The following is a 13259-nucleotide window of genomic DNA, read 5'->3' on the forward strand; positions in this document are numbered from 1 at the left end:
TGCGCCTTTCGCACAGCTTCTGTGCGAGTAACGATTTTTAACCGAGAGCAGTTGCTGCTCTCTACAATGTAAACACAGGAAGAAGACCTCAATGGTAACTATTCGTCTGTCTCGTGGCGGCTCAAAAGCTCGTCCATTTTATCACTTGACCGTAACTAACAGCCGCAGCGCCCGTAATGGCCGTTTCATTGAACGCGTTGGTTTTTTCAACCCAGTAGCTCGCGGTCAAGAAGAGGCATTGCGCATCAATGCTGAGCGTTTGCAACACTGGTTGGGCTTGGGTGCTCAAATGAGTGATCGCGTTGCTCAATTAGTTAAAGAAAGCCAAAAAGCAGCATAATTGCTGCTTTAGTTTGCAAGTAAAGGCGCCGGATGTCTGAAAACTCATTAGATTTAATCAATGTCGGGCGTATTACTGCTGTTTTTGGCATTAAAGGCTGGGTGAAAATCCATTCCTATACCGAACCTCAGGAAAACCTGTTTGAGTATCATCCTTGGTGGTTAAAGACCAAGCATGGTGTCAAAAAAGTGGAAATTGATGAGGTTCGGCCACATGGTGACGCATTTGTTGGGCACATTGTGGGTGTCGATGATCGCGATTTAGCCGCTGAATATACCGCTACTGATATTGCTGTAGAGCGGAGATTAATGCCTGAATTGGATTCTGGGGAATACTACTGGAGTCAGCTTGAGGGGCTTGCGGTCTACACACAATTTGGCGGTCAACGTCAGCGTTTGGGTGTAGTGGCGAAGCTGTTTGAGACAGGCGCAAATGATGTCTTGGTAGTGGCTGCAGATGCAGCGAGTATCGATGATAAAGAGCGTTTGGTTCCCTATGTTCCCGAACAATTTGTTTTGTCAGTTAATTTAGTGGCTGGTGAGATTGATGTCGATTGGGATCCGGAATTTTAAACCTAATTACTTTTAGTATCCTAACCTTTGGGGGAGTGTGGTGAGCGATATGCCACAGTCAGTAGGATCACCGCTTAAAGTTGCGGTTATCTCGATTTTCCCCGACATGTTTGGTGCTATTGCCAATTTCGGTATTACCAGTCGGGCGCTAAAGCAGGGCTTGGTGGAACTGAAAACGTGGACGCCGCGGGATTTTGCCCATGATCGTCACTCGACGGTGGATGATCGCCCTTTCGGCGGTGGCCCCGGTATGGTGATGATGGTGCAGCCCTTACGCGATGCCATAGCTGCCGCAAAAGTGTGGGCAGGCGAGGCGGCAAAGGTGATCTATCTTTCACCTCAGGGTAGAACGCTAAATCAGCAAGGGGTGAGCGCTTTGGCGGCTTATCCTAATATGATTTTGATTGCAGGGCGCTATGAAGGGATCGACGAGCGCTTGCTAGACACCGTGATTGATGAGGAGTGGTCAATTGGTGACTATGTTTTAAGTGGTGGAGAATTGCCGGCAATGGTGCTGATTGACGCGGTAACGCGCTTGATTCCTGGAGCCTTGGGGCATGCTCAATCTGCAGAGCAAGATTCATTTACGGCGGGCCTGCTTGATTGCCCGCATTACACTCGGCCGGAAGAGCTTGATGGCATGAGGGTTCCAGATGTACTTATGTCTGGCAACCATGAACATATTCGGCGCTGGCGCTTGAAACAAGCGCTAGGGCGAACTTGGCTGAAAAGGCCAGATTTATTGCACGCAATAAATTTAACCGAGGAACAGCAGCGGCTGTTGACGGAATATCGTCGGGACCTTGATAACGACAAACTCTAGCTGTGAAGCTATAGACTCCTAGGAGCATATCAATGACTAACAAAATTATTCAGGCGTTGGACAACGAGCAACTGAAAACTAATATCCCTGAGTTTTCACCAGGTGATACTGTTGTAGTACAAGTAATCGTAAAAGAAGGTGAGCGTGTTCGTTCGCAGGCTTTTGAAGGCATCGTTATTGCTATTCGCAATCGCGGTATCAACTCTGCATTCACTGTGCGTAAAATTTCTCACGGTGTAGGTGTTGAGCGTACGTTCCAGACGCACAGCCGCCAAATTGAAAGCATTGCCCTGAAGCGTCGCGGTGATGTTCGTCAAGCTAAGCTTTACTACCTGCGCGACCTTACTGGTAAGGCTGCTCGTATTAAAGAAAAGTTGGTATAAGTCGCAGCGGTTGATCTATCAGCCCAGCGCTAAAAAGCCAGAACAGGTAACTGTTCTGGCTTTTTTATTGGGCTTTTGCGCATAAAAACGTAAAGTGTCTGTATCGTTAGCTTGGGTGGGTGTGTAATAGCTTATGAAGAAGGTGGCGCAGGCAAGTGATTATGATGCGACTATAGCCCAATATCTGGACAATATTTGGATGGAGAAAGGCCTGAGTCGCAACACGCTCGAGTCCTATGGGCGCGATTTGCAGCATTTTTCTAGTTGGCTGAATGCGAGGGGGCGGGATTTGCTACATGCAGATTCAGCAGAGGTGCAGGAGTACTTGGATCTGCGACACCAGCAAAAGCTTTCCAGTCGCTCAGCAGCGCGCTTTCTCTCTTGCGCTCGTGGTTTTTATCGCTATCAGTTGCGCGAAGGTATTTTGTTTGAAAATCCATTGGCTCTGATTGAAAATCCAAAATTAGCACGCTCTTTACCGAACTCTTTGAGTGAAGCTGATGTCGAAAGCCTGCTCGCTGCTCCGGATCTCTCAGACCCTCTAGGTTTACGCGACAGAACTATGCTGGAGGTGCTTTACGCTTGCGGATTGCGTGTAAGCGAGCTCGTAGATTTAACCATGGCGCAAGTTAATTTACGCCAAAATGTTGTGCGAGTTATGGGCAAGGGTAGCAAAGAGCGCTTGGTGCCAATGGGAGAGGAAGCCGCTGCTTGGTTGGCGCGCTATTTGCGCGAAGCGCGGCCAATTTTGCTTAATAATAGACCAGAAGAGGTAGTGTTTCCCAGTTTGCGCGCCCAACCCATGACACGCCAGACCTTTTGGCATAGGATCAAGCATTGGGCCGAGGTTGCAGGCATTCAAAAGTCGCTTTCGCCGCATACGCTGCGTCACGCCTTCGCAACACATCTGTTAAATCACGGTGCAGATTTAAGGGTGGTTCAGTTGTTATTGGGCCATAGCGATTTATCTACAACACAAATCTATACCCATGTGGCGCGGCTGCGAATGAAAAAACAGCATGCCGAGCATCACCCGAGAGGGTAAGATAGGCCCTTATGGGAATTAAAATTCAAACACATTAAGAGAATAAACTCATGATAAGAATGTTAAAAAAATGTGGACTTATAGCTGCTTTAACGGGTGTTTCCTTTTCTGCGGTATACAGCCTAGCTGCCAATGCGGTCGATAGTGAGGCGGGCAGCCTGCTAAAGCGTAAGTCAGTTGAAGAGACGATTTTGGAAAAACTGCACAAGTCACGCCCTGAAATCAACTTTGGCCAACCGCGTCCTTCGATGATTGAGGGTTTGTATCAAGTGCAAGTTGCTGGAGGTCCTATCCTCTATGTAACGCCTGAGGGTGATAAGTTTATCGCTGGCGAAATATTTGGTATTCAAGAGGGTGGCTTTGCGCGCTTAGAGGATCCTTTCGTTGTTGAAGAACGTAAAAAAATCTACTCCAGCATAGACCCTAAGCAGTCAATTGCATTCAAACCAAAAGGTAAAACTAAGGCGGTTGTCTATGTATTTACTGATGCGGATTGTGGTTATTGCCGTAAGTTGCACAGTGAAATGCATGCATACCAAGAGAATGGCCAAGAAAAGCCTGGTTACAACGATCTGGGCATAGAAATCCGCTATTTGGCTTACCCGCGTGCCGGCATTCCTAGCTCGTCGGCTGACAAGTTGATTTCTGCATGGTGCGCTAAAGATAAGCAGGCGGCGCTTACCAATGTTAAAAATGATCAGCCTATTCCCAGTGCAAGCTGCGATAACCCAGTTGCTGCACAGTTCCAAATGGGGGCGCAAGTTGGCGTAAATGGCACGCCGGCACTGTTCATGCCTGATGGTAAGCTGATGCCAGGATATTTGCCGCCAGAAGAGTTGGCGCGTAGCCTCGGTATATAATAGGTGTTTTAAGGAAGGCAATTAGCTGCTAAATACTACTTGCCCAGCTAAATCACAGCGAAAAAAAGTCATAGCCGCAAACGCGATTGACACCCACGGCCACCATGAGTATGGTGGCCGTCTTTTTATGTGGGCGATGAAAAATCGGCCACTTGCGCAACTTATTTAATTGCTCTTTTTATAGCCCCGTTTAATGAGGACATCATCTTGAATCCGGTAAGAATAGGTATCTGCGGTCTAGGAACCGTAGGCAGCGGTACAGTAAATATTCTCACGCGCAATAAAGGCCTAATTGATGCCCGTGCCGGTTGTAATATTCAGATTGTGCAAATTGCGGCGCGCCGCGACAACCCTAATTGCGACACTTCGCAGTATGCGGTAACTCGCGATATTTTTGACGTGGCGAATAACCCCGATGTAGATGTATTGGTTGAAGTGATTGGCGGCACCACTATAGCTAAAGACTTGGTGTTAACCGCTATTGCCAATGGTAAACATGTGATTACGGCCAACAAGGCGCTCATTGCTCACTACGGCAACGAAATCTTTGCTGCCGCTAAGGCTAAGGGGGTAACCGTTGCCTTTGAGGCGGCGGTCGCGGGTGGTATTCCCATCATTAAAGCTATTCGTGAAGGCTTGGCTGCGAACAAAATTGAATGGCTGGCGGGCATTATTAATGGTACTGGCAACTACATTCTCACAGAAATGCGTGACAAGGGTCGCTCGTTTGAGGATGTCTTAAAAGAAGCCCAGGCTTTAGGTTATGCCGAAGCTGATCCTACTTTTGATGTTGAAGGCATAGATGCAGCGCATAAACTAGTTATTTTGGCGTCCTTGGCTTTTGGTATCCCTTTAGAAATTGATCGTGTATTTACTGAAGGCATTACCAAAATTTTGCCGGAAGATGTGGTTTACGCTGAAGAGTTGGGCTATCGCATTAAAAACTTAGGTATTGCTCGCCGTGTCGCTGCAGGCATTGAATTGCGTGTGCATCCAACCCTGATTCCAGCAAAGCGTTTAATAGCCAATGTTGACGGTGTTATGAATGCGGTTGTGGTCAAAGGCGATGCTGTAGGTCCAACACTTTATTACGGCGCTGGTGCTGGCGCTGAGCCAACAGGTTCTTCTATCGTGGGTGATATAGTGGATGTGGCGCGTACTTTGACCGCCTCGCCAGAACATAGAGTACCTTACTTGGGCTTTGGTGCAGACTTCGTCACTGAGCAGCACATATTGCCGATTGATGAAGTGGAAACAGCCAATTACCTGCGTATGTCTGCTGAAGACAAGCCGGGCGTACTCTCCAAAATCGCGACCATATTGAGTGATTCAGGTATTAGTATCGAGGCCATGATTCAGAAAGAAGCCAAAGAGGGCGAGAACACCGTACCGCTTATTTTACTGACCAATATTGTTCAAGAGAAAAAGCTGGCGGCAGCAATTAGTAAAATTGAAGCCTTGGACTCCATTAGCTCACCTGTTATGCGTATTCGCATGGAAATGCTGAACTAATAGCTACAACTTGAACTAAGTTTTTCGCAGACATTATTGAATTAAAGGTTGATATCGTGAAATACATCAGCACCCGCGGCCAAGCGCCCGCGCTCAGTTTTGAAGAAGTTGTATTGACAGGTCTTGCACCTGATGGCGGCCTCTATGTGCCAGAAACCCTGCCCAAATTTACCCAAGAGCAAATCGCCTCTTGGGCCGGCCTTTCGTACCAAGATTTGGCGTTTAATGTTATGCAGCCGTTTGTGGCTGGTGCCATTAGCGATGCAGAATTTAAAAAAATCATTGCCGATGCCTACGCCACTTTCCGTCACGACGGCATAGCGCCGCTGGTGCAAACGGCGCACAACGAGTGGATTCTGGAGTTGTTCCAAGGCCCAACACTCGCGTTTAAAGATTTCGCATTGCAGTTGCTTGGTCACTTGCTCGATCACCTGTTGAAAAAGCGCAATCAAAAAGTGGTGGTCATGGGCGCAACCTCTGGTGATACCGGTTCGGCCGCTATTGAAGGCTGTCGTCGCTGCGATAATATCGATATCTTCATCATGCACCCCAACAATCGCGTGTCCAATGTACAGCGTCGTCAAATGACCACGGTACTGGCGCCCAACGTATTTAACATCGCGCTTGAAGGTAACTTCGATGACTGCCAAAACATGGTGAAAGCCAGCTTTGGCGATCAATCCTTTTTGCCTGAAGGGCGTCAATTGGTGGCGGTAAACTCCATCAACTGGGCGCGCATCATGGCGCAAATCGTCTATTATTTTTACGCCGGTTTGGCCTTGGGTGCACCCCATCGCCCAATTGCTTTCTCGGTGCCTACTGGCAACTTTGGCGATATTTTTGCGGGCTACCTTGCCAAGCAAATGGGCTTGCCTATCGACCAGTTAGTTATCGCTACTAACTGCAACGATATTCTGCACCGCTGCATCAGCGGCAATGATCATAGCAAGCACGAACTGCAACACACCCTATCGCCCAGCATGGACATAATGGTGTCGAGCAACTTCGAGCGTATGTTGTTTGATTTGTACGACCGCGATGGCAATGCGATTCGTCAACTAATGGAAGACTTTAAATCCGGCAGCATGACCTTAAAAGAATCGGCACTGAGCCGCGCGCGCGAATTGTTCACTAGCTACGGCGTAAGCGATGAAGTCACCATTGACGTAATTCGCGACGTATTTGATCGCACTGAATACCTGCTCGACCCACACACCGCCATTGGCGTTGAAGCCGCGCGCAAAACTCGTCGCCGCCACGACATTCCTATGGTGTGTCTGGCCACGGCGCACCCTGCTAAATTCCCAGAAGCAGTGCGCAAAGCGGGGCAAAGCGAAGACCCAGCGCTACCGCACCATATGCTGGACTTGTTTGAACGCGAAGAGCGCTTCACTGTGTTACCACAGGACATGACCAAGGTGCAGGAATTTGTTGCGGCCAATGTGCGTAAATAAATTGCTAAACTCGCTGTAAAAAACGCCGCATTGGTCCTGCTAATGCGGCGTTTTTTTTACTGTCCTTACTCTTATAAATAAGCAATTGAATAAAGTGAAGCCCCAATATTATGCAAAAAGTAATTCGCCGCCGCGCCACTGAAACTCACGAAAATTTTGACCCTAGTCTGCACCCACTATTGCAGCGAATTTATAGCGCGCGCGGTGTGCGCAGTGCCACTGAATTGCAATATGGTTTAGCGCAGCTGTTAAAGCCAAACTTTAAAGGATTACCCGAAGCGGTTAGTCTTTTAGCCGATGCAGTAGTGGCGCAAGCCAAAGTAATTGTAGTGGGCGACTTTGATGCGGATGGTGCCACTAGTAGCGCGCTCGCGGTTTTGGCACTGCGCGCTATGGGTTTACCCAGTGTCGATTTTTTAGTGCCCAATCGCTTTGAGTACGGCTATGGTTTAACACCAGAAATTGTTGCAGTCGCCGCGGCGCAACAGCCGGATATTATTATCACAGTGGATAACGGTATCTCAAGTCTTGAGGGTGTTGCCGCCGCGCAGGACTTAGGCATAGCGGTGGTGGTTACCGATCACCATTTGCCCGGTGCGCACTTGCCCAGTGCCGATGCAATCGTCAACCCCAATCAACCCGGCTGCGAATTTCCCAGTAAAAATCTTGCGGGTGTTGGCGTTATTTTTTATGTGATGAATGCGTTGCGTGGGGAGCTGCGCGAAATGGGTTGGTTTGCCGAAAGCGGAATCGCCGAGCCAAATATGGCGAGCTATTTGGATTTAGTGGCGCTGGGTACGGTGGCCGATGTAGTGCCGTTGGATTACAACAACCGCATATTGGTTGCGCAGGGTTTAGCGCGTATGCGCGCCGGCGCTGCGCGCCCGGGTATTCGCGCGCTGCTAGAAATATCCGGGCGCCCCGCCGACAAACTAGTCGCCAGCGATTTAGGTTTTGCCTTGGGGCCGCGGTTAAATGCAGCAGGCCGCTTGGACGATATGTCGCTCGGTATTCAATGCCTAATGTGCGACAGCGAAAATCTTGCGCGCGAAATGGCGCAGCAAATGGATGAGCTAAACCGCGACCGCAAAGCTATAGAAACCGGCATGCAGCAAGAGGCAATGGGCATGCTGCAAAAAGTACTCGCCGCCGATGAAAACTCGCTGCCCTGGGGTGTGTGTTTATTCGATGAAACCTGGCATCAGGGGGTTATAGGCATTCTCGCCTCGCGCATTAAAGATAAATATCACCGCCCTTGTATCGTGTTTGCCGATGCGGGTGCCGATTCAACTTCGGGTGATGAGCAAATAAAAGGTTCTGCGCGCTCTATTCCCGGCTTTCATATTCGCGATGCCTTAGATGCAATTGCCGCACGCCATCCAGAACTGCTACAAAAATTTGGCGGTCACGCCATGGCGGCGGGCATGAGTTTAGCGCGCGCAGATTTTGCGGCCTTTTCTCTCGCCTTTGACGCCGAAGTGCGCCGTCAATTAACCCAAGAAAATTTAGCGGCCATAGTGGTGAGCGACGGTGAATTAAGTGAAACAGAATTCTCCATCGAACTCGCCACCCAATTGCGCACCGCCGGCCCCTGGGGTCAACACTTCCCCGAGCCAGTATTTGACGGTGAATTTTTTCTGATCCAACAAAAGTTAGTTGGCGAAAAACACTTAAAAATGATCCTCGCGCTAGATGCCCAAGGCCAACAACTCGTAGACGCCATCGCCTTCAACATAGACCCAAAACTATGGCCCAACGCCAACGCCAAAAAAGTTCGCCTAGCTTATAAAATGGATGTGAATGAATTTAGAGGAAAAAGCAGCTTGCAGTTGTTGGTGGATTTTATTGAGTTGTCAGATTGATATCTGAGCGAGCAAACTTGGTTTTATAGAAGACGATGGGAAGATGAACGTAAAAAGAACTAGCAAGTAATACGAAGCCCAACTTAAGTCACTACCGGAACAGGCGATTGCTTGTACCGGTAATGGCTTAATCTTTTCTACTCCCCTTGCTTAACTTCCACATTCCCCGCCCTATAACGCACCAACAATAACGTTAAGGCGATAAGCGTGAGCGGCATTGCAACGCTTAGCATTATAGTGCTGTAGCTACCCAGTAGCGGGCTTTGGGTTGCGTCTAATACCAAGTAGAGAATATAGGCGAGGTAGTAGCTGAACAGCAGTGCGCCCTGCCAGCGGGTGATGACATGGCCGGTGGCGGCGAGGGTGACGCAGGCGAGTACTACGCCGATCATTACGGGTATATCAAAGGTGATGAGGCTGGGGCTAACGTCTAGGCCGCCGGGGGTTACTAGCGCGGCAATGCCGGCAATGGACAATAAATTAAACAGGCAGCTGCCTATCACATTGCCTACGGCTATATCGCGTTCGCCACGCAGCGCCGCCACTATGGAGGTGGCGAGTTCAGGTAGCGATGTACCTGCGGCAATAATGGTTAAACCAATCACAACTTCGCTTACGCCTAGGGTGCGCGCAATGCTCACGGCACTTTCTACCAACCAGTGTGCCCCCAATACTAAGAGTGTAAGGCCTGCAACAATTAATGCAATTTGGATGGGCAGTTTTGTCATAAGTGAATTGTTGTTGCCGCCAAATTCCTGTTCGTATTCAGCTTCAATGGTGGCGCTCTCGCTGCGGCTTTGTTGTATCGCAAATACCGTGTAGGCGATGATGCCAGCGGTAAGCAGTAAGCCGTCAAATATACCTATGCTGCCATCGTAAGCCATCAATAAAAACAAGACCGATATGCCCAGTGTGAGGGGTATGTCGATGCGTATTAATTGCTGCGAAATAATTAGCGGTGTGATTAAAGCCGCAAGCCCAAGTACTACCAGCACGTTAAAAATATTGCTGCCCACAATATTACCTACGGCAATATCGCTTTGCCCCGCTAAGCCTGCCTGCACACTTACGGCAAGTTCAGGCGCACTGGTACCAAAGGCAACCACCGTAAGGCCGATTATCAAGGGTGATATGCCAAAGCGCAGCGCTAAACGTGCCGCGCCGCGCACTAAGAGTTCGGCACCGGCAACCAGCAGTACTAAACCGAGTATAAGAAGAGCTAGGGTGGTAAACGACATAATGAGTCCAATAAAGAAACTAAAAATTATTTAGGTGGTTAACAATAGCAGTTAATCAAATAGCTCCGCTAAAAATGATTTACGTGGTTTGTTTTGGCGATATTGATCCTGCGGGTGACTTTGGTGGCTGCGATTTTGATCGTGGCGGTTTTGTTCATGACGATGCTGATCATAGCGGCTGGGCTCGCTGCGATACTGTGCCGCCTGTGGTTGAGCTTGGAGTACTGGGGCGGCAGTGGAGGCGTCAAATTGCTGCGAGCGCTCAATTAATTTATCTAGCTCGCCGCGATCCAGCCAAATGCCGCGGCACTCGCCGCAATAATCTATCTCAATACCTTGGCGCTCAGAAATTGTCAGGCTTACATCTTTACAGGTTGGACATTTCATAGCAAAAACCTCTGTAGGAAAATAGGATTAAAGCGATTGTGCTTTCAGTGCGGCAATGCGCTCGGCTAAAGGCGGGTGGGTCATAAATAAACGTTTAATGCCAGATGCGCCACCCGCGCTAATGCCAAAGGCGGTTAATTTATCGGGTAGCGGTTGCGGGTGCAGTGTGGCTAGGCGCTCCAGTGCGGCAATCATGTTCTGGCGGGTGGATAATTGTGCGCCGCCAATGTCGGCGCGGAATTCACGTTGACGTGAAAACCACATCACAATGGTAGATGCCAAAATGCCTAACACTATGTCGGCAATAATGGTGGTCACCCAAAACGCGGGGCCCTGCCCATTTTCGGTTTTAAAAATAATCTTATCGACCAAGTAGCCAATCACGCGCGATAAAAACAGCACGAAGGTATTCACCACACCCTGAATAAGCGCCAGGGTCACCATGTCGCCATTGGCGATATGGGCGATATGGGCGATTTCATGGCCGAGCACTGCCTCGGCTTCCTGCTGGGTCATCTGCTCCAGCAAACCGGTAGATACCGCTACCAGCGCGTTATTTTTATTCATACCGGTGGCGAAGGCGTTAACCTCGGGAGACTGCCAAATGGCTACTTCGGGTATTTTTATGCCGGCGGCCTTAGCTTGGCGCTCGATAGTTTGCAGCAGCCACTGCTCGGTGTTATTGCTCGGCGTGGTAATAACCTGCGCGCCTACGGATCTTTTGGCCATCCACTTAGAAATAGCCAAGGAGATAAACGAACCGCCAAAACCCATGACTGCAGCAAATATCAGCAGTGCGCTCAGATTTAACCCCTGAGCATTCAAGTAGGGTTCAACCCCAAGTAGGCGCATGCTCAGCGACAGCACGAGGACTATGGCGAAGTTAGTGGCTAGAAAAAGAAAGATGCGTTTCATGTAAACCTCTGGTGGTAGGTGTTATTGAGTGCGAGCGATTACATCAAGGCTCAGTGGTGCGATTCTAGGCTTGGTATTGCAGCAATAAAAGTCGATTATTCTTTGTGTTTTCATCGGAAAAAACTGCTAGTCTGAGCCGATTTATCTAAGGCTTAGGGTCGCTGCGCCATGCTCAACTACAAACAACTCTTTTATTTTTGGAAAGTAGCCAAGGCGGGCAGTATTGCGCGCACCGCCGAGCAGCTGCATATCACCCCGCAAACCATCAGCGGCCAACTGAGTGAGTTGGAAAAGTCCTTGGGGGTAGAACTATTTCGGCGGCGTGGGCGGCGCTTGGAGCTAACGTCTGCGGGTAAGGCCGCTGCAGTTCATGCGGAGGAGATATTTCAAGTGGGTGCGCAGCTTGAAGCGTTGCTGCGTTATCCCTCTAAATACAAAGACTTACCTTTTAACGTGGGTATCGCTGATGTAATTCCCAAATCTATTGCCTGCCGGTTATTGGCGCCGGTGATGGCGTTGGCCGAGCCTGTGCGGCTGATCTGCCATGAGGATAAGTTGGAGCGATTATTTGCAGAGTTGGCGATTCATAAATTAGATTTGGTCTTAGCCGACCGGCCCTTGCCAACAGAGCTGGGCGTGAAAGGGTTTAGTCATTTGCTCGGTGGCAGCGCTGTCGTATTGATGGCGCGCCCTGATATAGCGGCACGTTATAGTTTAAAAAATATTAAGAGTTTAACGGGCGCACCTTTTTTACTGCCCGGTGAAGGCGCAGCACTGCGTGGACCTTTAGAGCATTGGTTGGATCAACAGCAGATCCATCCGCACATTGTGGGTGAATTTGATGATGCAGCGTTAATGAAAGCCTTTGGCCAAATTGGGGGCGGAATATTTCCTGTACCTGCGGTCATTGCGCAAGAGATGGAGCGGCAATATCAAGTACAAAGCTTGGGTGTAATTGAGGAGTTAACCATTAAATACTTTGCCATATCAATTGAACGGCGTTTAACCCACCCTGCGGTAGTTGCTGTGAGTGATGCAGCGAAGCATTCATTGTTGATGTTGTAAAATTACGGGCGATTAAGTAAACACTAATAGTGAAACTTGTGCTCACGGCTAGTGTTTACAGTATTCTTATTATCCGAATTCGCCTAAAGCATATCTATTGACTTAAGCTGTAATTGTTTGGTTATTCTCGACGTCAGAAAAGGAAGTGTTCTATTTTGTCGATAGCGCTTTTATTAATATAGGCGCCACATTTTCCATAATGATAGGTTGTGCTTCAGCTTTGGGATGTATTCCATCGGCTTGAATTAACTCGCCTTTTCCTGCGACACCTTCCAGTAAAAATGGAATTAACAAAAGCGCATTTTTCTCGGCCAATTGTGAGTAGGTTGTTTTAAATTGAGTGGCGTAGCGCGCGCCGTAATTAGGTGGAATTTGCATGCCGGCCAAGATGATCTTGGCATTTTTTGCTTGGCAGAGTGCGATCATGGCCTGTAAATTTTTTTGTAGTAACTTAAGAGGCTGACCGCGCAAGCCATCGTTGCCGCCCAGCTCTAAAATGACAATGTGAGGCTGGTGTTGTGCTAGTAGTGCTGGTAGCCGCGCTAAGCCACCGGAACTGGTTTCACCGCTCACGCTCGCATTAGTGATCGCAATGGCATAGTTTTGCGTTAATTCTTGTTCGAGTAATTTTACCCATCCCTGCTCTATATCTATGCCGTAGCCCGCACTGAGGCTATCTCCCAACACTAGAATACGTTTGGATTCTGTCGCATTCGTCAGATTGCTGACAATTGTCAGGAGTAAAAACAGGTAAATTTGTAGCTGGCGCATGGTGATAAAATTCCTATGCCAATAGAATGAAG

At 48.8% G+C, this 13259-nt stretch carries 14 protein-coding genes; 10 read left to right on the forward strand and 4 right to left on the reverse strand.

Annotated elements, in window-relative coordinates; genetic code table 11:
- Nucleotides 1-91: 91 nt before the first annotated feature.
- The 9 genes from rpsP (at nt 92) to recJ (ending at nt 8851) form a co-directional block, all read left to right on the forward strand.
- On the forward strand, nt 92-340 hold the full coding sequence (gene rpsP, locus AC0KUT_RS06300) for a 30S ribosomal protein S16 (protein WP_488834418.1): 249 nt from the start codon (nt 92-94) through the stop codon (nt 338-340).
- Between the two features lie 32 nt (nt 341-372).
- The gene (gene rimM, locus AC0KUT_RS06305; protein ID WP_488834420.1) at nt 373-912 is read left to right on the forward strand and encodes a ribosome maturation factor RimM; all 540 of its coding nucleotides are present in this window, start codon (nt 373-375) and stop codon (nt 910-912) included.
- 49 nt (nt 913-961) lie between these two features.
- The gene (gene trmD / locus AC0KUT_RS06310; RefSeq protein ID WP_488834422.1) at nt 962-1735 is read left to right on the forward strand and encodes a tRNA (guanosine(37)-N1)-methyltransferase TrmD; all 774 of its coding nucleotides are present in this window, start codon (nt 962-964) and stop codon (nt 1733-1735) included.
- A 26-nt stretch (nt 1736-1761) separates the two neighbouring features.
- Nucleotides 1762-2118, forward strand: coding sequence for a 50S ribosomal protein L19 (gene rplS, locus AC0KUT_RS06315; protein WP_488835656.1), 357 nt, complete (start codon nt 1762-1764; stop codon nt 2116-2118).
- Nucleotides 2119-2251: 133 nt separating this feature from the next.
- Entirely contained in the window at nt 2252-3163 is a 912-nt protein-coding gene (gene xerD / locus AC0KUT_RS06320) for a site-specific tyrosine recombinase XerD (protein ID WP_488834424.1), read from the forward strand.
- 50 nt (nt 3164-3213) lie between these two features.
- Complete coding sequence (locus tag AC0KUT_RS06325) at nt 3214-4023, forward strand: DsbC family protein (RefSeq protein ID WP_488834426.1); 810 nt, start codon at nt 3214-3216, stop codon at nt 4021-4023.
- Nucleotides 4024-4230: 207 nt separating this feature from the next.
- Nucleotides 4231-5535: a homoserine dehydrogenase gene (locus tag AC0KUT_RS06330; protein WP_488834428.1), complete on the forward strand. Its 1305-nt coding sequence runs from the start codon at nt 4231-4233 to the stop codon at nt 5533-5535.
- Between the two features lie 56 nt (nt 5536-5591).
- Complete coding sequence (gene thrC, locus AC0KUT_RS06335) at nt 5592-6989, forward strand: threonine synthase (protein WP_488834430.1); 1398 nt, start codon at nt 5592-5594, stop codon at nt 6987-6989.
- Nucleotides 6990-7099: 110 nt separating this feature from the next.
- Nucleotides 7100-8851, forward strand: a complete 1752-nt coding sequence (gene recJ / locus AC0KUT_RS06340; RefSeq protein WP_488834431.1) for a single-stranded-DNA-specific exonuclease RecJ — start codon at nt 7100-7102, stop codon at nt 8849-8851.
- A gap of 137 nt (nt 8852-8988) precedes the next feature.
- Here recJ and AC0KUT_RS06345 read toward each other — a convergent pair whose 3' ends face one another.
- From AC0KUT_RS06345 to htpX, 3 genes are read right to left on the reverse strand one after another with little or no spacing between them, the layout of a single operon-like run.
- Entirely contained in the window at nt 8989-10089 is a 1101-nt protein-coding gene (locus AC0KUT_RS06345; RefSeq protein WP_488834432.1) for a calcium/sodium antiporter, read from the reverse strand.
- A gap of 51 nt (nt 10090-10140) precedes the next feature.
- Nucleotides 10141-10476 (reverse strand): TFIIB-type zinc ribbon-containing protein, encoded by a 336-nt coding sequence (locus tag AC0KUT_RS06350; RefSeq protein ID WP_488834434.1) that lies wholly within the window; start codon nt 10474-10476, stop codon nt 10141-10143.
- A gap of 27 nt (nt 10477-10503) precedes the next feature.
- Nucleotides 10504-11391: a protease HtpX gene (gene htpX / locus AC0KUT_RS06355; RefSeq protein ID WP_488834436.1), complete on the reverse strand. Its 888-nt coding sequence runs from the start codon at nt 11389-11391 to the stop codon at nt 10504-10506.
- Nucleotides 11392-11559: 168 nt separating this feature from the next.
- Between htpX and nhaR the strand changes: the two genes are divergently transcribed.
- A complete protein-coding gene (gene nhaR, locus AC0KUT_RS06360) occupies nt 11560-12456 on the forward strand; it encodes a transcriptional activator NhaR (protein WP_488834438.1) in 897 nt (298 codons plus the stop codon).
- Nucleotides 12457-12606: 150 nt separating this feature from the next.
- Here the strand turns inward: nhaR and AC0KUT_RS06365 are convergent, their stop codons facing one another.
- Nucleotides 12607-13227, reverse strand: coding sequence for an arylesterase (locus AC0KUT_RS06365; RefSeq protein WP_488834439.1), 621 nt, complete (start codon nt 13225-13227; stop codon nt 12607-12609).
- Nucleotides 13228-13259 lie beyond the last annotated feature (32 nt).

It is taken from the genome of Cellvibrio sp. 25HG11W-0 (genome assembly GCF_057815475.1).